This window comes from Acinetobacter sp. YH12205, assembly GCF_013418125.1.
Lineage (GTDB): Bacteria > Pseudomonadota > Gammaproteobacteria > Pseudomonadales > Moraxellaceae > Acinetobacter > Acinetobacter towneri.
Genome location: NZ_VPCQ01000007.1, coordinates 41,725 through 66,769, shown reverse-complemented (window position 1 = coordinate 66,769; position 25,045 = coordinate 41,725). Strand labels below are relative to the sequence as shown.

Annotated in this window: 25 protein-coding genes and 1 other RNA gene; 20 read left to right on the top strand and 6 right to left on the bottom strand. The window is 40.3% G+C overall.

Features of this window, described 5'->3' with window-relative positions; genetic code table 11:
* The first annotated feature begins 129 nt into the window (after nucleotides 1-129).
* The 12 genes from rimO (at nucleotide 130) to lpxA (ending at nucleotide 12,466) form a co-directional block, all read left to right on the top strand.
* Nucleotides 130-1,473 (top strand): 30S ribosomal protein S12 methylthiotransferase RimO, encoded by a 1,344-nt coding sequence (rimO, locus tag FTU92_RS10580; protein WP_180096222.1) that lies wholly within the window; start codon nucleotides 130-132, stop codon nucleotides 1,471-1,473.
* Between the two features lie 84 nt (nucleotides 1,474-1,557).
* Nucleotides 1,558-2,286, top strand: a complete 729-nt coding sequence (gene pyrH, locus FTU92_RS10575; RefSeq protein WP_004976712.1) for a UMP kinase — start codon at nucleotides 1,558-1,560, stop codon at nucleotides 2,284-2,286.
* 88 nt (nucleotides 2,287-2,374) lie between these two features.
* Nucleotides 2,375-2,929, top strand: a complete 555-nt coding sequence (gene frr, locus FTU92_RS10570) for a ribosome recycling factor (protein WP_004976711.1) — start codon at nucleotides 2,375-2,377, stop codon at nucleotides 2,927-2,929.
* Nucleotides 2,930-2,932: 3 nt separating this feature from the next.
* A complete protein-coding gene (gene uppS, locus FTU92_RS10565; RefSeq protein ID WP_004976709.1) occupies nucleotides 2,933-3,685 on the top strand; it encodes a polyprenyl diphosphate synthase in 753 nt (250 codons plus the stop codon).
* Nucleotides 3,686-3,688: 3 nt separating this feature from the next.
* Nucleotides 3,689-4,513, top strand: a complete 825-nt coding sequence (locus tag FTU92_RS10560; RefSeq protein ID WP_136143951.1) for a CDP-archaeol synthase — start codon at nucleotides 3,689-3,691, stop codon at nucleotides 4,511-4,513.
* Complete coding sequence (gene ispC / locus FTU92_RS10555) at nucleotides 4,514-5,710, top strand: 1-deoxy-D-xylulose-5-phosphate reductoisomerase (RefSeq protein ID WP_180096220.1); 1,197 nt, start codon at nucleotides 4,514-4,516, stop codon at nucleotides 5,708-5,710.
* Between the two features lie 3 nt (nucleotides 5,711-5,713).
* Nucleotides 5,714-7,069, top strand: coding sequence for an RIP metalloprotease RseP (gene rseP / locus FTU92_RS10550; protein ID WP_180096218.1), 1,356 nt, complete (start codon nucleotides 5,714-5,716; stop codon nucleotides 7,067-7,069).
* Nucleotides 7,070-7,111: 42 nt separating this feature from the next.
* Nucleotides 7,112-9,574 carry an outer membrane protein assembly factor BamA gene (gene bamA, locus FTU92_RS10545; protein WP_180096216.1) on the top strand — a complete coding sequence of 821 codons (2,463 nt, stop codon included), beginning with the start codon at nucleotides 7,112-7,114 and terminating at the stop codon, nucleotides 9,572-9,574.
* Between the two features lie 41 nt (nucleotides 9,575-9,615).
* Entirely contained in the window at nucleotides 9,616-10,116 is a 501-nt protein-coding gene (locus tag FTU92_RS10540) for an OmpH family outer membrane protein (protein ID WP_180096214.1), read from the top strand.
* 3 nt (nucleotides 10,117-10,119) lie between these two features.
* Nucleotides 10,120-11,190 (top strand): UDP-3-O-(3-hydroxymyristoyl)glucosamine N-acyltransferase, encoded by a 1,071-nt coding sequence (gene lpxD, locus FTU92_RS10535; RefSeq protein WP_004976698.1) that lies wholly within the window; start codon nucleotides 10,120-10,122, stop codon nucleotides 11,188-11,190.
* Nucleotides 11,191-11,192: 2 nt separating this feature from the next.
* On the top strand, nucleotides 11,193-11,681 hold the full coding sequence (gene fabZ, locus FTU92_RS10530; protein ID WP_004976697.1) for a 3-hydroxyacyl-ACP dehydratase FabZ: 489 nt from the start codon (nucleotides 11,193-11,195) through the stop codon (nucleotides 11,679-11,681).
* Entirely contained in the window at nucleotides 11,678-12,466 is a 789-nt protein-coding gene (lpxA, locus tag FTU92_RS10525; RefSeq protein ID WP_019836491.1) for an acyl-ACP--UDP-N-acetylglucosamine O-acyltransferase, read from the top strand. The genes fabZ and lpxA overlap by 4 nt, the downstream gene beginning before the upstream one ends.
* Before the next feature lie 71 nt (nucleotides 12,467-12,537).
* On the opposite strand, the gene FTU92_RS10520 is transcribed toward lpxA, so the two are convergent.
* A complete protein-coding gene (locus FTU92_RS10520; protein ID WP_180096254.1) occupies nucleotides 12,538-13,383 on the bottom strand; it encodes a YbgF trimerization domain-containing protein in 846 nt (281 codons plus the stop codon).
* 341 nt (nucleotides 13,384-13,724) lie between these two features.
* Between FTU92_RS10520 and ffs the strand changes: the two genes are divergently transcribed.
* Nucleotides 13,725-13,821, top strand: an RNA gene (gene ffs, locus FTU92_RS10515) — signal recognition particle sRNA small type.
* Nucleotides 13,822-13,887: 66 nt separating this feature from the next.
* Here the strand turns inward: ffs and FTU92_RS10510 are convergent.
* The 4 genes from FTU92_RS10510 to FTU92_RS10495 all read right to left on the bottom strand — a co-directional run bounded on the left by FTU92_RS10510 (nucleotide 13,888) and on the right by FTU92_RS10495 (nucleotide 16,956).
* The gene (locus FTU92_RS10510) at nucleotides 13,888-14,577 is read right to left on the bottom strand and encodes a regulatory protein RecX (protein ID WP_180096212.1); all 690 of its coding nucleotides are present in this window, start codon (nucleotides 14,575-14,577) and stop codon (nucleotides 13,888-13,890) included.
* Between the two features lie 80 nt (nucleotides 14,578-14,657).
* Nucleotides 14,658-15,704, bottom strand: coding sequence for a recombinase RecA (gene recA, locus FTU92_RS10505; RefSeq protein ID WP_004976691.1), 1,047 nt, complete (start codon nucleotides 15,702-15,704; stop codon nucleotides 14,658-14,660).
* A gap of 144 nt (nucleotides 15,705-15,848) precedes the next feature.
* Complete coding sequence (locus FTU92_RS10500; RefSeq protein WP_131261462.1) at nucleotides 15,849-16,289, bottom strand: RNA-binding S4 domain-containing protein; 441 nt, start codon at nucleotides 16,287-16,289, stop codon at nucleotides 15,849-15,851.
* Complete coding sequence (locus tag FTU92_RS10495; protein ID WP_096901429.1) at nucleotides 16,282-16,956, bottom strand: HAD-IA family hydrolase; 675 nt, start codon at nucleotides 16,954-16,956, stop codon at nucleotides 16,282-16,284. The genes FTU92_RS10500 and FTU92_RS10495 overlap by 8 nt, the downstream gene beginning before the upstream one ends.
* Nucleotides 16,957-17,241: 285 nt before the next feature.
* Between FTU92_RS10495 and FTU92_RS10490 the strand changes: the two genes are divergently transcribed.
* The 5 genes from FTU92_RS10490 to FTU92_RS10470 all read left to right on the top strand — a co-directional run bounded on the left by FTU92_RS10490 (nucleotide 17,242) and on the right by FTU92_RS10470 (nucleotide 23,130).
* Nucleotides 17,242-17,487, top strand: a complete 246-nt coding sequence (locus tag FTU92_RS10490; protein ID WP_004976684.1) for a hypothetical protein — start codon at nucleotides 17,242-17,244, stop codon at nucleotides 17,485-17,487.
* 582 nt (nucleotides 17,488-18,069) lie between these two features.
* Nucleotides 18,070-18,249: a hypothetical protein gene (locus FTU92_RS10485; protein ID WP_004976682.1), complete on the top strand. Its 180-nt coding sequence runs from the start codon at nucleotides 18,070-18,072 to the stop codon at nucleotides 18,247-18,249.
* 182 nt (nucleotides 18,250-18,431) lie between these two features.
* Nucleotides 18,432-19,289 carry a 3'(2'),5'-bisphosphate nucleotidase CysQ gene (locus FTU92_RS10480; RefSeq protein ID WP_131261461.1) on the top strand — a complete coding sequence of 286 codons (858 nt, stop codon included), beginning with the start codon at nucleotides 18,432-18,434 and terminating at the stop codon, nucleotides 19,287-19,289.
* 57 nt (nucleotides 19,290-19,346) lie between these two features.
* Nucleotides 19,347-20,081, top strand: a complete 735-nt coding sequence (locus tag FTU92_RS10475) for a histidine phosphatase family protein (RefSeq protein ID WP_004976677.1) — start codon at nucleotides 19,347-19,349, stop codon at nucleotides 20,079-20,081.
* Between the two features lie 349 nt (nucleotides 20,082-20,430).
* On the top strand, nucleotides 20,431-23,130 hold the full coding sequence (locus tag FTU92_RS10470; RefSeq protein ID WP_180096210.1) for a M66 family metalloprotease: 2,700 nt from the start codon (nucleotides 20,431-20,433) through the stop codon (nucleotides 23,128-23,130).
* A 196-nt stretch (nucleotides 23,131-23,326) separates the two neighbouring features.
* On the opposite strand, the gene rpsT is transcribed toward FTU92_RS10470, so the two are convergent.
* Nucleotides 23,327-23,596, bottom strand: a complete 270-nt coding sequence (rpsT, locus tag FTU92_RS10465) for a 30S ribosomal protein S20 (RefSeq protein ID WP_004976669.1) — start codon at nucleotides 23,594-23,596, stop codon at nucleotides 23,327-23,329.
* A 215-nt stretch (nucleotides 23,597-23,811) separates the two neighbouring features.
* Here rpsT and FTU92_RS10460 point away from each other — a divergent pair, with 215 nt between their 5' ends.
* Nucleotides 23,812-24,477: an NAD(P)H-binding protein gene (locus FTU92_RS10460; protein WP_004976668.1), complete on the top strand. Its 666-nt coding sequence runs from the start codon at nucleotides 23,812-23,814 to the stop codon at nucleotides 24,475-24,477.
* A 12-nt stretch (nucleotides 24,478-24,489) separates the two neighbouring features.
* Nucleotides 24,490-25,002: a ribonuclease E activity regulator RraA gene (gene rraA, locus FTU92_RS10455; RefSeq protein ID WP_180096208.1), complete on the top strand. Its 513-nt coding sequence runs from the start codon at nucleotides 24,490-24,492 to the stop codon at nucleotides 25,000-25,002.
* Nucleotides 25,003-25,045 lie beyond the last annotated feature (43 nt).

Here is a 25,045-nt window from a genome sequence, read left to right as displayed (position 1 = left end):
GGTGCAATATTTAAATCATTCAGCCTGAATGGTTGTATTTTGGTGCATTATGCAAAGAGTCGGCTATTTCTCTATTTTTATGCAAAGAAAAGTCATACAATACGCGCATTCTAGTGGAGTGCAGATTCTATGAAATCCCCCAAAGTCGGTTTTGTTTCTTTAGGTTGTCCTAAGGCATTGGTAGATTCCGAACGAATTTTAACTCAGTTAAAAACTGAAGGTTATGATGTCGCATCTGATTATGAAGGTGCTGACTTAGTTGTTGTCAATACATGTGGTTTTATTGAATCTGCAGTACAAGAGTCCTTAGACGCGATTGGCGAAGCCATGAATGCCAATGGTCGTGTCATTGTGACAGGTTGCTTGGGTAAAGATGAAGATAAAATTCGTCAAATGCATCCCAACGTATTAAAAGTGACTGGCGCAGCTGCTTATCAGGACGTGATGGAAGCGGTGCATCAATATGTTCCTGAGCCACCAAAACATAATCCATTTATTGATTTGGTACCTGAACAAGGCATTCGTTTGACGCCTAAACATTATGCCTATCTTAAAATTTCAGAAGGCTGTAACCATCGCTGTACTTTCTGCATCATTCCAAGCATGCGTGGCGATTTAGTTTCGCGTCCTGTGGGTTCGGTATTAGAAGAAGCTGCGGCACTGAAACGTGCAGGCGTAAAAGAAGTATTGGTAATTTCTCAAGATACTTCTGCCTACGGCGTAGATACCAAATACAAATTGGACTTTTGGAACGGTCAGCCTGTTAAAACCAAATTCTATGATATGTGTGAAGCCTTAGGGCAATTGGGTATTTGGGTGCGTTTGCACTATGTCTATCCATATCCGCATGTGGATGCTGTAATTGATTTAATGGCACAAGGCAAAATTTTGCCTTATTTGGATATTCCATTCCAACATGCCAGCCCGAAAGTATTAAAGTTGATGAAGCGACCTGCGCACAGCGAAAACACGTTGGAGCGTTTAAAACTTTGGCGTGAAAAATGCCCTGAGCTGGTGATTCGTTCAACCTTTGTGGTGGGTTTTCCAGGCGAAACAGAAGAAGATTTCCAAATTTTGCTCGACTGGCTAAAAGAAGCGCAATTAGACCGCGTTGGTTGCTTTACTTATTCACCTGTTGAAGGTGCGGCAGCAAACGATTTACCTGATCATGTGCCAGAAGAAATCAAGCAAGAACGCTATGAGCGTTTTATGCAGGTTCAGCAAGAAATTTCGGCAGCTAAACTGCAAAAACGTATTGGTCAAATCATGACTGTGTTGGTAGATGATTTGGAAGAAGAATTTCCAGTCGCAGTGGCACGTTCTTATGCAGATGCGCCAGAAATTGATGGCAACGTCTTTGTAGAAGATATTGACAAGAGCGTGATTAAAGCAGGTGATTTACTTGAAGTTGAAATTACCGATGCCGATGAATACGACTTATTTGCCAAGCTGATTCAGGTCAAATCTGCATAATGCTTTGCAGATTTGGATTGCTAGCTGTAAGCCATACAAATTGTAAAAAATTAAAGTTTAGAATTTAGAATTGGAGTAATGACAATGTTAGATTCAAAAAAGCCACGTTATGCACGTATCTTGTTGAAACTATCGGGTGAGGCACTTGCGGGTAATAAAGACATGGGGATTGATGCGCAAGTGCTCGATCAAATGTCTTTGGCAATTGCACACTTGGTCGGTTTAGGTGTGCAAGTGGGTATTGTTGTCGGTGGTGGTAACTTATACCGTGGCAGCCAATTACAAAAAGATGGCTTAGTTGGCCGTGTAACAGGCGACCAAATGGGTATGTTGGCAACGGTGATGAACGGTTTAGCCATGCGTGATGCCTTGGTGCGCCGTAACATCAAAACCCGTTTAATGTCTGCATTGCCTATTGGTACAGTGGTTGAGTCTTACTCAAGCCGTGATGCGATTCGTCACCTGACTCAAGGTGAAGTGTGTGTGTTCGTTGCGGGTACAGGCAATCCATTCTTTACCACAGATACAGCAGCATGTTTACGTGGTATCGAAATCGAAGCTAACTTGATCTTAAAAGCGACCAAAGTAGATGGCGTATATAACAAAGATCCAAGCAAATACGAAGATGCGGTGAAATATGACACACTTACATTTGACCAGGTGTTGGATGAAAAATTAGGTGTTATGGATTTAACTGCAATCTGCTTATGCCGCGATCACAATGTGCCGTTGCAAGTTTTTGATATGAATAAAGCAGGTGCATTGCTTTCTGTAGTGATGGGCGAAAAAGAAGGTACTCACGTTACGAACTAATGTACGTGAGCCACAAAGCTCTTTATACTACGGTCTAATTTAACCCTATATTTTGACTCAAATTTTAGAATACAGTAAGGAAGATCTTATGATTAACGATCTTAAAAAAGACAGCGAAGAACGTATGAGCAAGACTTTAGAGTCTTTAGAACATGGTTTTGCCAAAGTACGTACAGGTCGTGCACATCCATCAATTTTAAATGGTGTGATGGTTTCTTACTACGGTTCCGATGTGCCACTTAACCAAGTAGCCAACATTGGTGTAGAAGATTCACGTACCTTATTGGTTCAGCCATTTGAGCGTTCAATGGTGTCTGCAATTGATAAAGCAATTCGTGAGTCAGATTTGGGTCTAAACCCAATCACAGCCGATGCAATTCGTGTACCGCTTGCAGCATTGACTGAAGAAACTCGTCGTGACATGCAAAAAGTTGCGCGTTCTGAAGCAGAAAATGCCAAAGTTGCTATTCGTAACATCCGCCGTGATGTATTGGGCGACATCAAAGCATTATTGAAAGAAAAAGAAATTTCTGAAGATGATGAGCGCCGTGCAGCAGATGACATCCAAAAAATCACAGACAAATACGTTGCAGAAGTAGACAAGCGTCTTGCTGCAAAAGAAGCTGAGTTGATGAAGGTCTAATCAATGACCACATCGGAAGACAGCGCGTCTTTGCCAAAACATGTTGCCATCATTATGGATGGCAACAATCGTTTTGCAAAAAAAAATCAAATGCAAAAAGGGGAAGGACATCGCTCTGGTAAAGATGTACTTGATCCGATTGTTGAACATTGTAGAAAAAAACACATTCAAGCTTTAACCGTTTTTGCTTTTTCGAGTGAAAACTGGAATCGTCCGCAGTTTGAAGTGGATTTACTCATGCAATTGCTGGAAACCACAATTCATGAGCAATTACCACGCATGGAAAAATTCAATATTGCCTTACGTTTTATTGGTGACCGTTCACGTTTGTCGCCGCATTTGCGTGAGTTAATGTTGCATGCCGAACAAAGGACTGCTAATTTCAACAGCATGACACTCACAATTGCCATTAGTTATGGTGGTATGTGGGATATGGCACAAGCTGCAAAACAAATTGCAGCAGATGTTGTGGCGCATAAAATTGATATTGAACAAATAGATACACAACTTTTTGGTCAATATGTCAGTCTGGCAGACCTACCACCTGTCGATCTGTTGATTCGTACAGGTGGCGATTTTAGATTGTCCAACTTTTTACTTTGGCAAGCTGCGTATGCTGAATTGTATTTTACCCAAACCTTGTGGCCTGAATTTAGCATAGAAGAATTTGACGATGCACTGGCAGTATTTGGTGGTCGCGAACGTCGTTTTGGTAAAACTTCTGAGCAAATTCAACAAGAGAAAATTGAGAATTAATACATGTTAGAGCGGATTATTACCGCATTGGTATTGGTTGCTGTGGTGTTGAGTTGTATGTTTGCAACTCAGTCGCACTATCCAATGTTTATGCTGATGATTGTTGCAGCAGGGGTTGCGGGCTATGAGTGGTTCAAACTCATGCCAAGAAAAACTAAATATGTCCTCAAACCTGTGGCTTGGGGCTTTGGTGTATTGACTGCCGCTTTGGCAGCAATGGCACTTTATTTTAGTGATATTGCCTTGTTACTTTGGGCAGCTTCTATTTTGACATGGTTACTCAGTATTTATTGGGTCAAGTCTTATCCAGAATACGATGCATGGTATAACCCAAGCTTAAGTTTTATTGGTTTTATTCTAATTTCTGCTGCGGTCACTGCAATTTTTTCCGTATGGAATAGTTCGCCGTGGTGGTTAATGTACTTGTTCTTGTTGGTTTGGGGTGCAGACTCAGGTGCTTATTTTGTTGGGCGTAAACTGGGCAAGAAAAAACTTGCACCGAATGTCAGTCCAAACAAATCAGTAGAAGGCTTATATGGCGGTGTTTTTACTGCCATGCTAATCGTGATTGTTGTTGAAGTGGTGTATTTAGACCTGACTTTGGCACAACATATTTTATTCCTGATTCTTTCGGTGATTACGGTATTTAGCTCGGTATTGGGCGATTTATTTGAATCCATGATCAAACGCCGTGCAGGTATTAAAGACTCTGGGCGCGTCTTGCCAGGTCATGGTGGTGTGCTAGATCGGATTGATTCTTTGCTTGCAGCAGCTCCAATTTTTGCTGCGGGTATGTATGTTTTAAAACTTATTGGCGTAGATTTATAAATGTCACAAGCTGTTTGTATCTTGGGTGTGACAGGTTCAATTGGACAAAGCACCCTAAAAGTACTGCAACAACATCCAGAGCAGTATTCAGTTTTTGCCGTGACGGCGCACAGCCGAATTCAAGAACTGGTTCAAATATGCAAACAGTACCATCCTAAAATTGTGGTTGTACCTGCGTCAAAAGTTGATGAGTTACAGCAATCACTTGCACAGCAACATATTTCTGAAATTGAAATTCTAAGCGATGAAGCGGGTCTAATCGCAGTTGCCGAACATCCTGAAGTGGATGTGGTAATGGCAGCCATTGTTGGTGCGGCAGGTTTGTTACCTACACTGGCTGCGGTTAAAGCGGGTAAACGCGTATTATTGGCCAATAAAGAAGCTTTGGTGATGTCGGGTGACATCATGATGCAGGCGGCAAGTGAACATGGAGCTTTGTTATTACCTGTAGATTCTGAACATAACGCGATTTTTCAATGTTTGCCTGAACATTATTTACAAACCGAAAGAAATGGACAACCTCAGCTAGGTGTATCACAAATTTTACTGACTGCTTCGGGCGGCCCATTTTTAAATCATAGCCTAGAAGAACTGCAACACGTTACCCCTGCACAAGCCTGCAAACATCCAAATTGGTCTATGGGACAAAAAATTTCGGTAGATTCTGCAACCTTAATGAACAAAGGTTTGGAATTAATCGAAGCGTGTCATCTTTTTGCAATTTCAGAACATTTTGTTACAGTCGTTGTGCATCCACAGAGTATTATTCACTCCATGGTTCAATATGTGGATGGTTCAACTTTGGCGCAAATGGGTAATCCTGATATGTGTACGCCAATTGCGCATGCTTTGGCATGGCCGCAGCGTATTCAAACGCATGTGCCACCATTAGATTTGTTTGTGAATCATCAGTTAGATTTTCAGGCTCCAGATACTACACGTTTCCCAGCCTTAAGTTTGGCACGTCAAGCGATGCAGGAAGGTGGTTTGGCTCCTGCTATTTTAAATGCAGCCAATGAAATTGCTGTCGATGCTTTTTTGAAGCAACAGATTCGTTTTACCGAAATTGCGACAGTGGTTGAGCATACATTGAATCAGATACAAAACTCAGCCGCTGAAAGTATTGAGCTGATTTTGCAGGCAGATCAAAACGCGCGTGTGATTGCGCAGCATTTTGTATTAAATAAAGGAAGCTAAAGCATGAGTGCCTTATTTATTGTGGTTGCTGCGATTCTTTTGCTTGGCCCCTTAATTGCAATACATGAATTTGGGCACTATTTTGTTGCACGTAAGCTTGGTGTCAAAGTTTTAGTATATTCCATTGGCTTTGGGCCAACTCTTTTAAAATGGACTTCTAAAAAGTCGGGTATTCAATATCAGCTTTCGGCATTGCCTTTAGGTGGTTATGTCAAAATGCTAGATGAGCGTGAAGAAAGCGTTGCTGAAGAAGATTTACCTTATGCTTTTAACCGTCAGCATCCGTGGAAACGTATTGCGATTGTGGCAGCAGGGCCGCTCATTAACCTAATTTTTGCTATTTTATTGTTTTGGGTTTTATTTTTACCTGCTCAAGAGCAACTGAATACGCGTGTGGGTAAAGTATTGGCAGATACACCTGCAGCAGCTGCACAAATGCAAGTAGGCGATAAAATCACAGCTATTGATGGCACATCTGTAAGTACGTGGGAAAAACTTAACTTTGCACTGGTTGATCGTGTGGGTGAAACAGGCAATATTCAGGTACAGGCTGAACGTGCAGGTGAAATCAAAACTTTTAATCTTCCGATTCAAAATTTTATTAACGATCAATCTCAGTCGCCTTTAGATGTACTGGGCTTTACACCTTATCGGCCACAAATTCCTGCTATTGTCAGCAAATTAAGCGAAGATGGTGCAGCGATTCGTCAAGGCATGAAAGAGGGCGATCAAATTGTGGCAATTGATGGTGTAAAAATGAATGACTGGTACGATGTGGTACAAGTGGTTCAGGCATCGCCAGAAAAATTACTAAAAGTTGATGTGCTCCGCAATAATCAAATACAGCAACTGGAAGTCATGCCGCAAGGTAAACGCGATAACATGGGTAATGTTTCAGGTGTATTGGGTGTGCAAAGTGATCCTGGAAAAATTGTAATTCCAGATGACTATAAGCAAACCATTCAATATAGCCCAAGCGAAGCATTATTGATGGCCGTAGATAAAACAGGTCAGCTATCAAGTATGATTCTGAACTCTATTGTCAAAATGGTACGTGGTCTAATTGGTTTAGATAACTTATCTGGCCCAATTACCATTGCCAAAGTAGCAGGACAAAGTGCAGAAATGGGGTGGCAAACCTTCATTTCCTTTATGGCACTCATGAGCGTAAGCTTAGGAATTCTAAATTTATTGCCAATTCCAATGTTGGATGGCGGGCATTTAGTTTATTATTTTATCGAGCTGATTCGTGGTAAACCTGTTTCTGAACAAATACAATTAGTTGGTTTGAAAATTGGTATGGTACTGCTTGGAAGTATGATGCTTCTGGCATTATTTAATGACATTATGCGTTTATAACAACGTAGATACGAAATAAATTTAACATTGGAAAAGACTGGCATGCAGCACACACATTTATTTATGCCCTTGGCACTCGTCAGTGCAATGGCGGCAACACAACAAGTATATGCAGCAGATGAATTCATTGTACGAGATATAAAAATAGATGGTCTTGTTCGTTTAACGCCAGCCAATGTCTATGGAATGATTCCAGTCAATAGTGGTGATCGGGTCAATGAGGCCGTTTTAGCCAATGCGATTCGCTCACTATATGCCACCGGTTTGTTTGATGATATTCAGGCTACGCGTGAAGCAGATACGCTGGTTTTTAAAGTGGTTGAACGTCCAATCATTTCTAAAGTTGAATTTAAGGGCAATAAACTGATTCCAAAAGAAGCATTGGAAGATGGTTTAAAGAAAATGGGCGTGGCTGAAGGTGAAGTGTTGAAAAAATCTGCACTGCAAACTTTAGAGTCTGAGCTTGAACAGCAATATATGCAGCAAGGTCGTTATGATGCAGATGTACGCGTCATCACCACGGCACGTCCAAATAACCGTGTAGATTTAACCGTTGAGTTTGTCGAAGGTAAAGCCGCCAAAGTGGTGGATATCAACATCATTGGCAATACGGTTTTCAAAGAAAGTGAAATTAAGCAGGCTTTTGCGGTAAAAGAAAGTAGCTGGAGTTCAATTGTTACCCGTAATGACCGCTATGCACGCGAAAAAATGGCGGCAAGTCTTGAAGCATTGCGAGCTCTATATCTCAATAAAGGTTACATCAACTTCAATATCACCAATTCAAGTTTGAACTTGAGCGAAGATAAAAAACATATCTTTGTTGAAGTGTCTGTAGATGAAGGCGAGCAATTCAAGTTTGGCGAAAGCAAGTTCTTGGGCGATGCTTTATACAAACCAGAAGAACTTACGGCACTGAAAATTTATAAAGATGGTGAAACCTATTCACAAGAAAAAGTGAATGCGGTGAAACAATTGTTGCTGCGTAAATATGGTAATGCAGGCTATTACTATGCCGAAGTCAATATTGTTCCGCAAATTGACAAAGAAACTAAACTGGTAGATTTAAACTACTACATCAACCCAGGTCAGCAAGTTACAGTGCGTCGTATTAACTTCGCTGGTAACAGTAAAACCGCCGATGAAGTACTGCGTCGTGAAATGCGTCAAATGGAAGGCGCATTGGCAAGCAATGAAAAAATTGATTTGTCTAAAGTCCGTTTAGAGCGTACAGGTTTCTTTAAAACCGTTGATGTCAAGCCTGTGCGTATTCCAAATGTGCCAGACCAAATTGACTTAAATGTAAATGTAGAAGAACAGCACTCAGGTACAAGTACTTTAGCGGTAGGTTTCTCGCAAAGCGGTGGTGTGACGTTCCAAGCTGGTTTAAGCCAAACCAACTTCTTGGGTACAGGTAACGCAGTTTCGATTGATTTATCACGTTCTGAAACTCAGGATTACTATAACCTGAGTGTGACCGACCCGTACTTCACGATTGATGGTGTGCGTCGTGGTTACAACATGTACTATCGTAAAACCAAACTGGACGATGACTATAACGTAAACAACTATGTGACAGACAGTTTAGGTGGCGGCATTAACTTCGGTTACCCAATTGATGAAAACCAAAGCATTAGCGCAGGTTTAAACATTGATCAGACAGAGGTGACCACGGGTCCTTATGTTTCGACTTATGTTCGAGATTATTTATTGGCGAATGGCGGTAAAACAACCAAAAGTGAGCCGTATTGTCTAGATGCTAATTTACCAGTAGGTGGGACTTGTTCAAATTGGTCTGATCCTAAAGGTATTGAGTTTAAAGGTGATTTTTTAACCTATAACTTGAACTTAGGTTGGTCGTATAACACCTTGAACCGTCCGATTTTCCCAACCAATGGTATGTCGCATCGTGTGAATGCTGAAATTGCCTTACCAGGTAGCGATGTAGAATTCCAAAAAGTAACTTATGATGCACAGGCTTATTTCCCTTTAGGTCATGATTTTGTCTTGCGCGGCTACGGTAAGCTAGGTTTTGGTAATGATTTACCGTTCTATAAAAACTTCTATGCGGGTGGTTATGGTTCGGTGCGTGGTTATGACAACAGTACCTTAGGTCCAAAATACGATGGCGTTTATTTTAGCGATCGCGGACAAACAGACCCATCTCCAGAAGAAGTAGGTGGTAATGCTTTAGTACAATTTGGTACCGAATTGGCTTTACCTGTACCATTTAAAGGCGATTGGACACGTCAGGTACGCCCTGTGATTTTTGCCGAAGGTGCGCAAGTGTTTGATACCCAGTGCGATGTTCAAGCAACAGCAGATGGGCGCCAATATTGTAAAGATAACTACGGCTTTGACTTCGGCGAGATGCGTTATAGCGTAGGTGTAGGCTTTACTTGGATTACCATGATTGGTCCATTGTCACTTAGCTATGCGTATCCGTTGAATGAAAAACAAGGCGATGATACTAAAAATATTCAATTCGAAATTGGTCGTACTTTCTAAGTACGACTCGTGTTGGATTGTTTAAACACAGGATGTAGCATATGAAAAAAACAATATTGAGTTTGGCATTGTTGGGTTTATCTACAATGGCAGCAGTAGCACATGCTGCAGGCTATGGTGTAGTAAGTTTAGAGCGTGTTGTAGAAAATAGCAGTTATCTCAAACAGCAAAATTTAGCTTTGCAGCAGTCGGTCAAACCACAAACCACTAAGCTTGAACAGCTGACAAAAGAGTTGGAAGCCATGCAGCAGCGAGCGCAGCAGGCTACGAATTTGTCAGATACTGAAAAGCAAAAAATGAATACACAGTTTCAAGCGAAATTGAAAGAATTTAATGGTTTGCAACAAGTGGTACAAACCCGTGTTCAGTCAGAATTGCACAAAATTAACGATAGTTTTGAAACTCGTTTAAAGCAAGTTGCTGAACAATTGCGTAAAGAAAATGGTTTAGATGTAGTTTTGAATAAAAACTCGGCACTTGCCTATGACCCGAAGTATGATTTAACTGATAAAATGATCCAAAAGGTCAACGCACTTAAATAATCAATGAGTTCCCAACATTATCGCTTAGAAGAAATTGCTGGTTTAGTTCAAGGTCAATACATTGGACAAGCCGATTTACGTTTGCAAGGTTTGGCAAGCCTTGAGTCTGCTCAGGCGCATCAACTTGCATTCGTGAATGGCGATAAATATTTAGCGCAAGCACGTAGCTCCCAAGCGGGAGCTTTAATTGTGACCGCTTCACTACAAGCCGAGTTAGACAATCATCACAACTTTATTGTGGTCGATAATCCATATCTGGCTTTTGCAATTTTGACTCATGTATTTGAGCGCAAGCATACGCAACGTGGTATAGAAAGCACAGCCCAAATCCATCCATCAGCCATCATCGCCGATAGTGCCTATATTGGTCATTACGTCGTAATTGGTGAAAATTGTGTGGTGGGTGACAATACGATTGTGCAATCGCACTGTAAAATTGATGACTTTGTCGAAATTGGTCAACAGTGTTTTATTGATTCACACGTGACTTTGACAGGCGCAGCCAAGCTTGGACATCGTGTGCGCATACACGCCAATACTGTAATTGGCAGTGAAGGCTTTGGCTTTGCACCTTATCAAGGCAAATGGCATCGTATTGCACAGTTGGGTTCGGTGATTATTGGCAATGACGTTCGTATTGGCTCGAATTGCAGCGTAGATCGCGGTGCACTAAATGATACAATTTTGGAAGATGGTGTCATTATTGATAACCTTGTGCAAATCGCACATAACGTCAAATTAGGTGCTCATACGGCCATTGCAGCAAAAACTGCCGTGGCTGGAAGTGTGACAATTGGCAAAAACTGTATCATTGGTGGTGGAAGTGCAATTTCAGGGCACTTAAATATTGCTGATAATGTGACTTTGACAGGAATGTCAATGGTCACAAATAATATTTCTGAATCAGGAAAATATTCGTCAGGTATAGGCTTGTTTGAAAATCAAAAGTGGAAACGTACTGTTGTGCGCCTCAGACAATTAGCAGATGTGCCATTGACCCAATTGGTGAAAAGACTTGATGATATGCAATCTCAAATTGAGTCCCTTGAATCAACTTTTAAATTGCGTAAATAATTATGATGACTGAGTCGAATTCTAGCACCTTCACTAAACCTGAATTGCCAATGCACATTCAAACCATTCGTGAATATTTACCCCATCGCTATCCGTTTTTATTGGTAGACCGCATTGTAGAAGTCACTGATAACGGTATCGTGGGTTATAAAAACGTATCTATCAATGAAGAATTCTTGCAAGGACACTTCCCGAATTATCCGATCATGCCGGGTGTTTTAATCGTTGAAGCGATGGCACAAGTGTCGGGTATTTTAGGTTTTATCATGAATAATGAGAAACCGAGCGCAGGTTCTTTGTTCCTTTTTGCAGGCGCAGAAAAAGTTCGATTTAAAAAACAAGTCGTTGCAGGCGATCAACTTGTATTAAAATCTGAATTAGTTATGCAAAAACGAGGCATTTACAAATATAATTGTATCGCCACCGTTGATGGCGTCGTCGCAGCAACCGCGGAAATTATGGTTTCGCATCAGAAAACAGAGCAAGCATGAGCAATAACCCACTCATTCACCCAACCGCTATTATTGACTCATCTGCAGTAATCGCTTCAGATGTCACGATTGGTCCATACTGTATTATTGGCCCAAATGTAACGATTGGTGAGGGTACAAAACTTCATTCGCATGTGGTGATTGGTGGTTACACCCGTATTGGTCAGCACAATGAAATTTTCCAGTTCGCCAGCGTAGGTGAGGTCTGTCAGGACTTAAAATATGCAGGTGAGGAAACTTGGCTAGAAATTGGTGATCACAACAAAATTCGTGAACACTGCAGTTTGCATCGTGGTACGGTGCAAGACAATAGCCTGACCAAAATTGGTAGTCACAACTTACTTATGGTCAATACGCATATCGCACATGACTGTATGGTGGGTGATCACAATATTTTTGCCAATAACGTGGGTGTGGCAGGTCATGTGCATGTTGGGGATTATGTGGTTGTCGGTGGAAACTCTGGTATTCACCAATTCTGTAAAATTGACTCTTATAGCATGATTGGTGGTGCATCGCTTATTCTTAAAGATGTGCCTGCGTATGTCATGGTTTCTGGTAATCCTGCACATGCATTTGCAATGAATGTGGAAGGAATGCGTCGTAAAGGCTGGTCGAAGGATGTGATTCAAGGTCTTCGTGAAGCCTTTAAACTCATTTACAAATCTGGATTAACCACTGAGCAAGCCATTCAGCAAATTCGCAGTGATATTTTGCCAAATGTGGCAGAAGCGCAGCGTTTAATTGATTCTTTAGAACAATCTGAACGTGGTATTGTGCGTTAAGGTTTGAGTTTACCGAATACGGCAAGCTTCAGAATATTAAAAGACATCCTCGGATGTCTTTTTTTATTGGCTTATTTTAAAAATCTTGCTTCTTCAGACTTTGGATATTGGCTCAGAATTTTACTTTTGTATTGCGCTGCTAAAGTAGGTTTGTGATCTACATCTTGCGCTATGCTATATAAGCGATATAAGGCACTTGATGCTTTTGCAGATTGGGGATACTTTGTTGCTACAATTTCAAAATTCTTTTTGGCTTCGGTGTAATTGGTTGGCTCAATTGCTAAATTAAATTCAGCTAACCAAAAATACGCATTGCTGATATACACACTGTTTGGGTGGTTTTTAATAAAGTTTTGCATAGGTGCAATCGCTTTTTTGGCGCCACCTTGTTTATAGGCATCCAATGCAACAGTATAGGCTGCTTTTTCCAGCTCAATATTGGTATTTAAACCTTGAGCTGTTGGACTCACATGCGTTGTATTTTGCACAGATTGCGTGGCATTGTTGTTTAACTGGTTGTTGCTGGCGCTGGGTGCAGTATCTTTTTGGTTATCCTCCTCAGCGGCAGGAGCAGATTCAGGGTCTATTTTTTGTTGGAGCAGTTCTAGACGTTGATCTAAATCGGTATAGCGATTTTGCAATTCATGTTTGAGCTGCGCAATTTCATTGTCTTGTTCTTCAATTTTGCCACGTAACTGGCGGATGTCATTTTCAAGTTGCTGATTTTTTTGCATCAACTGCCAATTGATACTGGTGGGTACATTAGCAGTTGCCATATTACTCGTTGCAATCGCAGGGCTATTGGCATACCTAGCACTGCTTTGGCTGAGATTGTGGCTTTCAATTGGAATATTGGCAAATATAGGCGTTGAGCACAGTAGGGCAAGAGCACAAAGTGCATGCTTTTTTAGCATAATTGAATATCCATCTTAATCTTGTATAAGTGAGTCCTTGTAAGCGTATTGGACTCAACCTGTTGATTTGGTCATTTTCCACATTTAAAACGTCCACGCGTGGAATTGCAATAAGCTTTTACAAACTTATCATCAATCTCAGCGCAATATGGGTAAATCTAGGATTTAAATCTCGAAATAATTTTATGATGGGTTAGTTAGACTAAATTTTAAATGACGTTATTCTATAAATGTCTTCAATTGTTTTTAAAATAATCAATTGGATAGCATTATAAAAGGAAATACAGAACAACGCTTGCAAGTTTGTTAAAAATCTCTATACTCTGTTTTTGCAATGGTAGCCCTGCTGGTTACTTCGCAATTGTACTCTACGAACCCCGTCAGGACCGGAAGGTAGCAGCGGTAGTGGAACTATGATGTGCCGAAGGCTTGCTGGTAGGGTTGCCACCAGTTTTGAAATAATAATTCTATTTATCTTCTACTTATTTTGATCTTATATCCACTATTTTAAAAATCCTGCTCTTTCCTACGAATTGCTTTCATAATCGCATCCATATCAAAGCCCCGATACTGTAAAAAACGAATTTGTTTGGCTTTAAGTTTTGGCTCGTTTGCGACTTCTGTGCCGAATTTTTTCACTTTCAGTTGATAGGCTTGTTCTGCCCAATCAGTTTCTTTAAGTTCTTCTGAAATTAAACTGCTATCCACTTTTTTGTTTTTAAGAGCCATTTTAATACGATTTGGCCCTTTACCTTGCCGCTTTTGGCTAGCCAGTAACATTTCTGCTAGGCGTTGATCACTCTGATAATTTTCACGTGCCAATTCATTGACTAACTCAATCACTTCATCACGGTTTTCTGCATATAAAGCCAGTTTTTCAATTAAGTCATTTTTAGAATATTCTTTACGCGTTAAGACAGCAAAGGCGTAGCTGCGTAGACGAGAACCTGTTAGTCCTGGGCGTTTGTTTTGCTGTTCGTCTTGGTCTTCATTGTGATTGTGTTCTTGATCATCAATGGCTTCCGTATGAGCAAGGTATTGTTTATTAATGTTAGGCGCAGAATTTGAGGCAAAATGCAGGGCAGACGTTGTTTCGGAATATATCTGCTCAGTTCGGCTACATGATTGCTTATCTTCGCCAAATTGTTGTTTTAGCGCAGCGTAATCAATCAGTTTGGGGAATTTGTCTTCAGGCATGGTAATGCTTCCATATACAATAAAACGCTCCGTAGAGCGTTCTATTTAATTCAGTTTGTTGTGTTCATATTAGCGTATGCTTAAACATCAAGTAAGTCGAATTCTTCTTCGTCTTTATCTTCTACAGGTGCTGCTTGACCTGTCGTGAGCAGTTGTTCACGAATAATCGCTTCGATGCCTTTAGCAAGCTCTGGATGTTCTTCAAGGTGGCGAATGGTGTTGTTTTTACCTTGACCAATTTTATCGCCTTGATAAGAATACCAAGCACCTGCTTTTTGCACGATATTTTGTTGAACAGCCAAATCGACCAGCTCGCCCAAATGGTTAACGCCTTTACCGTAAAGAATCTGGAACAATGCTTCTTTAAATGGAGGCGCCATTTTGTTTTTCACAACTTTGACTTTGGTTTCAGAACCAATAATCTCGTCGCCTTCTTTCACCTGACCTACACGGCGAATATCTAAACGAACAGAAGCATAGAACTTCAATGCGTTACCGCCAGTTGTGGTTTCTGGGCTACCAAACATTACACCAATTTTCATACGAATTTGGTTAATGAAGATCACCATACAGTTCGAACGTTTGGCATTACCTGTGATTTTACGCAAGGCTTGGCTCATTAAGCGCGCTTGTAAGCCCATGTGTGAATCACCCATTTCACCCTCAATCTCGGCGCGAGGGGTTAAGGCAGCCACGGAGTCGACTACAATCATGTCAATTGCACCAGAACGTACCAACATATCGGCAATTTCAAGGGCTTGTTCACCGTTGTCTGGTTGCGATACTAAAAGATTGTCAATATCTACACCAAGTTTACGTGCATATTGAGGATCAAGCGCGTGTTCGGCATCAATAAAGGCACAAGTTCCACCAGCTTTTTGACATTCTGCAATGGCTTGCAAGGTCATAGTCGTTTTACCTGATGATTCAGGGCCGTAAATTTCAATGATACGACCTTTAGGTAAGCCACCAATACCCAATGCAATATCTAGGGTCAATGAGCCTGTAGATACGGCTTCTACCGCTTGCACAGTGTTGTCACCAAGACGCATGACTGTGTTCTTACCAAATTGCTTTTCAATCTGGCTTAACGCAGCGTTTAACGCCTTGCTTTTATTCTCATCCATCTTACAACCTCAATACGATGTCACGAAACAATATACTCAAGTGGATGCATTTACTTAAATCTTTTCCACATGCAATATAGTGACAGAATTTGTCCTGTAGTTCTATTTATATCACGGGCTGTACGACAGCCTGTGACGCTCTATTTAATCATCATTATATGACCAAAATTGGTCAAATTGCTGATCATTCTCTTGTTTAAATTTGCTGATGTCACGACGGTCTTTTTTACTTGGTCGATGATCAGGTCGTGCTAGATTATGCAACTTTCTTTGGGTCGCAATCAATTCCCTGCGTGCAATACTCACTTCAGTTTCTTCATAAAGTTGCTGAGCGATGGGCGCAGGGCCACGCACGCCAGATAATGCCTTGACCAATACGGTTTTCTTATCAAAACCTTGTTGAATGGTCAGCTCAGTTCCTACACGAATTTCTTTGGAAACTTTAACACGCTCGCCATTGTGATGTACTTTGCCGCCTTCAATGGAAGCTTTTGCAATAGAGCGGGTCTTGAAAAAACGTGCAGCCCATAGCCATTTATCAATTCGGATCGTTTCAATGGCTTCGTGGGACGAAGTTTTAGGCATATTTTTGAGTGTCCTCAAATTGTTCTAAGACAGGAATTAAATCTGTTAATTGGTGCAACATAGGGTAATTACAAGTCTGACGCGTAGGTTTTGCTGAGGATGGCTGGGCAATACTATATAAGTGTCCAATCCCAAAGGCTTTAGCACCATTAAGCACCTTTTCGGTGTCATCTATAAAATAGCAATCTTCAGGATTAAATGCATGTTGTTGTTGCAATGTTTGCCAAAATTCAACGCGCTCTTTGGCATAACCAATACTTTCAGAACTAACAATCACTTCAAAATACTTTGCTAAACCTGTATGTGCTAATTTAAAGTCTAAACCTGCACAATCGGCATTGGTGGTGAGCCAAATGTGATAGCCATTATTTTTTAAATATTCCAGTAACTCGATAGCTTGTGGACGCAACGTGACTTGATCTTTATATTCAAGTTGCATCGCAAGCATATCTACACCCACTTTAGCCGTCCAAAAACGTGAGGAATACCACTCTAAGGTGTGGCTATGCGCTTGATAAAAATCGTATAAAATTTCTTTGCTGCGCTCTAAAGAACAGGCGTGTAATTCTGCATAGCGAATAGGCAGTTGTTCATTCCAAATAAAATCATCATAAGCGAGATCTAACAGCGTTCCGTCCATGTCAAACATGATGATATTTTTGTGCATTTAGACATCCTAAACCATAAAGCAATTGCCAAAAGGCAAATAAAACTGGCTCATTTAAACATGCTTGAGGCATAACTCAAAATGCTGTCTGATTATTCGCCAAATTGTGCTAGGCTAAATAAATAAGCACTGTACATGCGTTGCATATAAATTAGGTGAGATGGGGCAGTTGTAAAAAGTAACTGTAGCGTTCACAAAAACAATTTTTTTGACATATTTCTGTATTTGTTTGTCTGTACAAGCATAGAAATTGAATGGTAAATTTTTTAAATTAGGGAGCTAGTAATGGCTGAACAACAGTATTTAGATTTAAAACACTTAGATAAACAACTCGATGAGTTTGAGAAAAAGAAGAAAAAAATTAAGAAAATGCGTATCGGCTATAAATTATTTGCGCATTTAATGGGCGATGAAAAATTCGCCCATCATGTTTCAGAGTCGGCATTAAACCCAGATAAACGTAGTTATCGTAAAGTCAAAATTAAAATCACCTCAGATGAGGGAGAGTTAACTTTTCTAGAAAAGGATTGATTAATTTTTTGATTTAAAATTCTAGTGATTTTGATTATGTATACAAATTTGTGTACCTTTAAATCTGGCCCGATTGATGCAGATCGGGCTTTTTTATACCTTAATTCTATGAATGGTTCAACCTGAATTAGAATCCTTTTATAAGTCGAAATTTGATCATAAATGATCAGTAAAATTAGTATTGAAAGTCCCTTCTTTTACGCCATGTATTGCTCAGGATGAGGAATATTCCGCAAGTGGATGAGGGGATTCTTATAAAAAACCTCTCCCTGAGGAGCATGCTCCGCAAGTCTCCTAAAAGGAAAGGGAATTTCCTTTGCAGTGATTCAAAAATGATTTAAGAAAGAATCTTTTTAAATAAAATGCATCAAGTTGTCATAATCTGCACTTAAGCTATTCAGCAAACTCAGTGAAATGTAATAGGTCGTGTTTAGTCTATTTCAGTATAAGTTCTGTGTATAAATGTGGCAAGGTGCGCTCAAATGTTACGCTTTAACTATCAAAAGAGGCATGAATATGACAGAACGATACCTGAGAATATTGACAATTTTTCATGATTAAATAAATTTAAAAGGAATTGTGATGTCTATTTTAGGAATTGCTATTACCACTATTTTGGGTTTATTGGGTATTGCTGCAATTATTATTGGTTTTTTTGGTGGTGAAACTTATTTGGTGATTGTGGGTATTTTATTATTGGTTAGTGGTGCACTCACTTTATCGATGTTTAAAAAAAGATTATCCAATCCATTTAAAGATTAATTAACTAAGCACTCAATAAATAAAAAACTCAAGTAAAAATGAATTGCTTTGACACATAAAGTCTTGATTTAGCATATCTAGCCACTAAATTTTATCTACGCATCAGCCGTAAATTTTATTACAATGTTTTTATGAAAGTAATGAAAAATTAGACCTTTAGATACAGTCTAAAAAGGATAGTTATGTTTATAAAAACAAAGGCGCCAACGCATACTTTAATTTTACAGTTATTGCCAATCGTGCAGCAGGCGTGTGAAATTTTAAATCAGGAATTTCAAGATTATTGTTCAGGTGCTGCTTTTGATGTAGAAAAGAAAACCGATGATTCTCCTGTTACGCAAGCCGATTATCGAGTCAATTATTATTTAATGCAGGCTTTGGCAAAAATCTCCAATTTACCTGTGTTGTCCGAAGAAGGTGAGCAAGACCAACGTCAGCAATGGCAGCAATTTTGGTTGCTTGATCCTTTAGATGGCACGAAAGAGTTTTTACATCAACGTCCTGAATTTACCATTAATTTAAGTTTAATTTGTGGTGTGCAAACAACTTTTGCAGTACTTGCAGTACCAGGCGAGCAAACTATTTATTTTTGTCCTGAACAGGGTATGCCATTGAAATATCATATTTTAACTCAGCAATGGTATCTCTATCAGTCTGAACCCACGGTAACATCTTCAGTTCTAAAAATTGGATTAAGCCACAGTAGTCAAAAAAAATCACACTATGCAGACTATTTAAAAAGCTTGGCGCAGTTGACCAATTTTGAAGAACTAAAAGCAGGTAGTGCTTATAAATTCTGCATGATTTTGGAAGATCGTGTCGATATTTACCCACGTTTTCATCCGACTTCTGAGTGGGACACCAGTGCAGGACAATGTTTATTGGAACGAATAGGTGGTGGATTGGTCGATTTTCAGGGGCGGGCATTTTTATATAATCAGCGCGATACATTGTTAAATGGTGGTTTTATCGCCTATAAAAATACGCAGATGAAACAGATTGCCTTACAAGCACTTGGACTTATGGCGAAGTCAGATTGAGCAAAGTGCTGAACATGGTATAGTGTCAAGCAACCAAGTTAAAATTTTGGCTAGATCATGGCATTAGAACTACTCCCTGCAAGTATGCTTAAAGCAATTGATTTATTGCCTGATGCTCAGACGCCTGTGACTTTGTTTACCCGTCATTCTATTCGTGAAATTGTCGTTGGTCAGGGTTTGGCTGGCTATAATTTACAATTGACCGAACAAGGTCGCGATTTAGCCGAAGCATGGGGAGGCTACTTGGTTGGAAATACAGATCGGGTGATTCAACACTGTATTTCAAGTCCTATTCAGCGTTGTGTCGATACGGCTGCTTTAATGATTCGTGGGGCAGATGGCATTACCCTCGAACCCAATACCCATCACATTGAAATTATAGAACAAGGTTTATTGGTGGAACCAGGAAGCTTTGTACTTGATATCAAACAGGCAGGCCCATATTTTCAGAAACAGGGTGCTTTAGGCTTTATTAATAGTTTTGTGAATAATGCCTTGCCCGGCATGAAACATCCGATTCATGGTGTCGTGGATGTCCTTGAGCTGATTTATAACACCCATCCAACCAACCAATACGGACTGAGTTTAGCTGTGAGTCATGATACGATTTTAGCTGCAATTATCGCGGTGATTTCTGGACGTAATGAAGTCACGCAAGCCGATTGGCCAGACATGATGGAAGGTTTATTCGTTTGGTTTGAAGGTGATGAGTTTTTAGAATCCAAGCTAAAATGGATTTGGCGCGGTCAGATTCACACTTTAGATATCTCGCAATTTCGTCAGAAAGTTTAAGCAGAAAATTGAACGCATATTCTAGTGCTATCCATTCAGTACGATAGAATACCGTCTGTCAGAAATTAAAAAAAATAATTCAAATTTTATTCTCTTTTTTTCCTTCATTTTATGCAGTTGTGAGCGCAAACTCGATCAAATATTGTCTATCAATCTGTGTGCTGCTTTAAAAATTCGCTGATTTTTATAAAGAAAAATTAATAAAATTGTGTTGAAAATATAAAGCGATATGAAACTTGAGAATTGCATAATTTTATACATCTATTTAATATAAAAATACAAGCCATTGAAAAATATGTGTTTATTTTTATATTTTTTGTCATAAATTGACATTGGGGTGGAATAAATAATGAAAAGTGTGACTCGGTTTTCGCTTAGTCTATTAAGCGTATGTATATTATCATCCATGCTTGCTGCATGTGGTGGTGGTGGCGATGGGGATGCCGCTGGGAATTCAAATCAAGAAAATCCAACACCATTGGAAATTCCTCAGCAACCACCTGTGGGCAATGTGGCTAATCCTTACCCTGAACCTACACAAGATGTCATCAATCAATCGGCACTTGGGTTTTATGATTACAACGCTAATTCTGAATCACGTGAAGTGCGTAATGATTTAGAAGGTGATTTTCAGGCAATGATTCAATTTGCTCAAGGGCATGTGGTTGATCCGAATGGTAACGAGGCGAAAAAAATGCCACGTTTGACCGCAGAAAAAGAAGCATTATTATTGGTTACACCAAATCAGGGCATGGACAATATCGACACTTTACAGCTTGAAGTGTATCAAAATGAGCGCTTGTTACGTCGTGTTGCTTTACTTGATCCAACCCAGATTCCTGCTTCAGACCAGAGCAATCAAGATGGTCGTGCCGAGGTACTGTATAGTAAGCGTGCGTGGTCGGCTAAATTAAATTGGGATGAAGTACGTCCCGGTTTAAAGCTGCGTTTGGTCGATTCTAAAAACCGTACTGGTGCACTCGAAGCAGAAAAAATTGATTTTGCCGCACCGGGTGAATTGGTACTCAATAATATTCGTATCGGTCTACTAACTGCACCACCGAAATCGGGCGGGCATTATATGTTATTAGAGCCTGAAAAAGCGGGTACCGATTATTTCCAAACCATTCCTGCGGCACAAATGACCGTGGCAAAATATGATGACATTCAGCTAGATCGAGTGATGGTCGCCAACGGCACGATTTACGATACCCAAAGTGCGGGTGAAGGTGGTGTCTATTCGGGGGACATGCGGGAAAATACTGCAAAATCGACCTTTAGTGTGGGAATTAACTTAGCCAACTGGGGTGTGACCAGTGCCTCTATGCAAAGTCAGCAACAGCCACAACTTACACAAACTGTAATTGCCCATCATGCACGAGGTAAATATACAAATGGTGATCAAACGCATGGTTTAAGTGGCGGTAATGGTATGTTGACCCTGTATGATTCTGTGGGCAACGAGTTCAGCCATGAAATTGGACATCATTATGGTCTAGGGCATTATCCGGGTTCACAAGGTGAAAATATGTTCTGGGCTACACACCATGCAGACAGCGGTTGGAGCTATATTGCGTATCGTAATAAAATGCGCGGTAACTTAGCGTGGCATACTCGAAACTTGGGTGATGGCAAAAATGGTGTGCCTAACTTCCTGAAACAATATGCTTATAGTTGGGATGCGATGTCAGGTGGTGCAACCAACAGTAGCATTTCGCGTTATACCCATTACACGGGTTACAGTACCCATATTCGGATTCAACCCCACTTTGGGGCGCGACATGTTTGGGATGAAAGCTCACCAAGTGGTTATAAAATTTGGAATAAAGACACACGCCAAATGGAAGTGGTTTATCCAAAAGTACCAAGCTCCAATCAGGTTTGGTACAACAGTGCCGATGGTTACTATTTAAAACCGCGCTTATTTGGTGTGCCTGTAATTACTATTATTGGCGGATATGATCCTGAAACTCAGCAAGGTGTGTTGTATCCTGCTGCACGCAGTAACTGGGGTAATGTTTATAATTTACCTGGGGCAAATCGTGCTGCTGAAAATGCCGCATGTTGGTTAGATCTTCAATATGCCAATCGTAATCAGAACGTGGCATTGGCACCTAACCGTATGACCAGCAATGCCAATAAACTGCATGTCAATTTAGCACTTGCTGAGCAGCCAAAACAGGTGAATTTATACTGTAAAAAAGCCAATCATGCCGAGAAGTTATTATCGACACTGAATATTCCGCAATATAGCGATAGTATTCAACCTGCGGTAAAAATTGGTCGTACACATGGCTATGAAGCTTTAAGAAAAGTTGAAATGCCTGATTTTCAGAAGCAGTTGGAAGCGCAAGCCAGTCAAGCTGTGGTGGCTTTAAAACCTGCTGCACAACTATTGTATGATTCTTATGCAGATTATCGTCAAGAGCTAAGAGCAACTGCACAGCAACAATTACAGCGTTATGAACAACAGCAAAATACGATTTATCGTTTAAACCGCTGGATGAATGTTTATCGTGCCGATTTAGAAAAGACTAAGCCTGAAGCGGAAACAGCATTGCACAATTTTGTGGAGCGATTGGGTTTAGGCAATGAAAATATTGTGGCTGAAGCAACACTAATGAAAAACAGAAATAACTGTTTGAAAGTTGAAACTTTGGCGAGTGGTCAGAAAAATGCTTACATTAGTGGAGCAAGTGGCTGTACAGGCGATGCAACTGAGCAGTGGATTTATGATGGTTTGGGGCGTATTCACAGCAAAGCAGAAATGGATCAGTGCTTAACCAACAACGGCAATGTGGTCTCACTTGCAAGCTGCAGTACATCTAAAGACAGTCAGGTCTGGGAAATGCACACAGCTTCGGGAACGATTCGTCAGGGGAATCAGTGCTTTGATTTAGAGCATGGCTACCTAAAAGAAAACCGCGCGCGTTTAATTCGTTATGGTTGCACAGGTGGTGCGAATCAGCAATGGACGCAATTAAAGGCTAATAACAGTTTGCAACTGGCTTATTTAAGTCCACAAAATTTACGACTGATGCTGAAATAATTCTTCGTCTGAATTATTCATCTTCATTAATTTAAAACACCTTTTGACCAGTTCAGGAGGTGTTTTTTATTTTATGGTGGCAGGTGTATTTGAAGTGATGTAATTGGCGTGCAGAAACTAAAGATTGCTTAATTTGATAAATTATCGAAACAGCAGGCACAAAAAAAGCCCTTAAAGGGCTTCTTTTGTTTAACACTTAGTTAGAAGCTAAAGCTTTAACTTGAGCGTTTAAACGGCTCTTATGACGAGCTGCTTTGTTCTTATGGATGATGCCTTTATCAGCCATACGGTCAATTACTGGAACAGCTTTTTTGTAAGCTTCAGTAGCAACCGCATAATCACCTGCAGCAATAGCAGCGATTGTGCGTTTTAAATAAGTACGAACCATAGAACGTAAGCTTGCGTTGTGTTTACGTGCTTTAACGTTTTGACGAGCACGTTTTCTAGCTTGAGCAGAGTTTGCCACTCGTGCACTCCTTGAAATAGATTGGTCTGGGCGGGCTGCAATTACTTCCGAAAACCAACATCAGAAGAATTATCACCAGCCCGTAAACAAGTGCCATATTTTGATGAAACTAGACAGTTAAGTCAAGTCTTGACATGCTTTGACAACATTTTAGCTGCAGAAAAATCAGAAAGAAACAGGTAGATTAGCTTTAAGCCTCAGAGATTGTTTAAAAAATGACAAATTCTATTCAAAATGCAATTGTAATTGGTGGGAATGGTTTAGTTGGGCAGCAATTGGTCAAACAGCTTAATCAGCTGCCTGAATGTAAAAATATCACCGTTGTTTTGCGTAGACCTTGCTCGGAATTAAATCGCTTAGAAAAAGTCCAGACGTTACTCCTCGAAGACTTTTTATTGCTCAATGATGAAGATGTGAGCGGTTATAGTCATGCATTCAGTTGTTTAGGCACAACCTTAAAAAAGGCAGGCTCAAAGCAGGGATTTTATGCTGTGGACTATACCATCAATGCACATTTTGCCGAATTATTGCAGGCGAAGGGTACGCATTACATATTGGTCAGTGCTTTGGGAGCAGAAGCCAAATCAGCCGTATTTTATAATCGTGTCAAAGGTGAGCTAGAACAATATATTGAAAGTTTGGATTTAGACAAAGTATCAATTTTGCGTCCATCTTTATTATTGGGTGAGCGCAACGAACAACGGCGTTTAGAAGATTTAGGACAAAAGCTGTATCTTAAAATATCACGATTTATTCCCGATCATTTTACATATAAGCCAGTAAGTGCTACGCAAGTGGCTCATACTATGGTCGAGGCAGCGCAATCGCAAATTCATAAATTTCAAATTTATGATAATTTACAAATACAAAAAACCAAGTAAAAGGGGAACAACGTGTCTACAGTACCATTCGTAACTTGTGACTTATTAGATGACCATCCAGAACATGACCTTCAAGTGGTGACTCCATCTTTGGATGGTAAATTTTTCAAAAGTTACGGTGCACGTAAAACTTTTGGTGGTCAAATTGTGACTGTAAAATGCTTTGAAGATAACTCACGTGTAAAAGAGTTATTGGCAACCGATGGCACAGGCAAAGTTTTGGTGGTAGATGGTGGGGCATCTATGCGCTGTGCCTTAATGGGTGACTTGATTGCTGAATCCGCAGTGAAAAATCACTGGAATGGCGTGATTATTTACGGCTGTGTACGTGATGTCGATGCAATTGCAGCACTTGATTTAGGCGTACATGCTTTGGCTTCAATTCCACAAAAAAGTAACCGCAAAGGCGTGGGTGAAGTAGATGTGAGTTTGCATTTTGGACAAGTCACTTTTAATTCGGGCGATTATGTCTATGCCGATAACAACGGTATTATTGTGGCAAAGGGAAAATTGGTCGATTTATAAGCGGTTTGATGGCACAGCCATCAAATTGCTGAGCACATCACAA

Coding starts and splice junctions, on each gene's coding strand:
- frr (WP_004976711.1), top strand. CDS start 2,375: ATGATTAACGATCTTAAAAAAGACAGCGAAGAACGTATGAGCAAGACT.
- pyrH (WP_004976712.1), top strand. CDS start 1,558: ATGTTAGATTCAAAAAAGCCACGTTATGCACGTATCTTGTTGAAACTA.
- recA (WP_004976691.1), bottom strand. CDS start 15,704: ATGGATGAGAATAAAAGCAAGGCGTTAAACGCTGCGTTAAGCCAGATT.
- FTU92_RS10540 (WP_180096214.1), top strand. CDS start 9,616: ATGAAAAAAACAATATTGAGTTTGGCATTGTTGGGTTTATCTACAATG.
- FTU92_RS10495 (WP_096901429.1), bottom strand. CDS start 16,956: ATGCACAAAAATATCATCATGTTTGACATGGACGGAACGCTGTTAGAT.
- FTU92_RS10480 (WP_131261461.1), top strand. CDS start 18,432: ATGTTTATAAAAACAAAGGCGCCAACGCATACTTTAATTTTACAGTTA.
- FTU92_RS10560 (WP_136143951.1), top strand. CDS start 3,689: ATGTTAGAGCGGATTATTACCGCATTGGTATTGGTTGCTGTGGTGTTG.
- rseP (WP_180096218.1), top strand. CDS start 5,714: ATGAGTGCCTTATTTATTGTGGTTGCTGCGATTCTTTTGCTTGGCCCC.
- uppS (WP_004976709.1), top strand. CDS start 2,933: ATGACCACATCGGAAGACAGCGCGTCTTTGCCAAAACATGTTGCCATC.
- ispC (WP_180096220.1), top strand. CDS start 4,514: ATGTCACAAGCTGTTTGTATCTTGGGTGTGACAGGTTCAATTGGACAA.
- FTU92_RS10510 (WP_180096212.1), bottom strand. CDS start 14,577: ATGCCTGAAGACAAATTCCCCAAACTGATTGATTACGCTGCGCTAAAA.
- FTU92_RS10485 (WP_004976682.1), top strand. CDS start 18,070: ATGTCTATTTTAGGAATTGCTATTACCACTATTTTGGGTTTATTGGGT.
- rimO (WP_180096222.1), top strand. CDS start 130: ATGAAATCCCCCAAAGTCGGTTTTGTTTCTTTAGGTTGTCCTAAGGCA.
- lpxA (WP_019836491.1), top strand. CDS start 11,678: ATGAGCAATAACCCACTCATTCACCCAACCGCTATTATTGACTCATCT.
- FTU92_RS10460 (WP_004976668.1), top strand. CDS start 23,812: ATGACAAATTCTATTCAAAATGCAATTGTAATTGGTGGGAATGGTTTA.
- FTU92_RS10470 (WP_180096210.1), top strand. CDS start 20,431: ATGAAAAGTGTGACTCGGTTTTCGCTTAGTCTATTAAGCGTATGTATA.
- lpxD (WP_004976698.1), top strand. CDS start 10,120: ATGAGTTCCCAACATTATCGCTTAGAAGAAATTGCTGGTTTAGTTCAA.
- FTU92_RS10490 (WP_004976684.1), top strand. CDS start 17,242: ATGGCTGAACAACAGTATTTAGATTTAAAACACTTAGATAAACAACTC.
- FTU92_RS10500 (WP_131261462.1), bottom strand. CDS start 16,289: ATGCCTAAAACTTCGTCCCACGAAGCCATTGAAACGATCCGAATTGAT.
- FTU92_RS10475 (WP_004976677.1), top strand. CDS start 19,347: ATGGCATTAGAACTACTCCCTGCAAGTATGCTTAAAGCAATTGATTTA.
- bamA (WP_180096216.1), top strand. CDS start 7,112: ATGCAGCACACACATTTATTTATGCCCTTGGCACTCGTCAGTGCAATG.
- fabZ (WP_004976697.1), top strand. CDS start 11,193: ATGATGACTGAGTCGAATTCTAGCACCTTCACTAAACCTGAATTGCCA.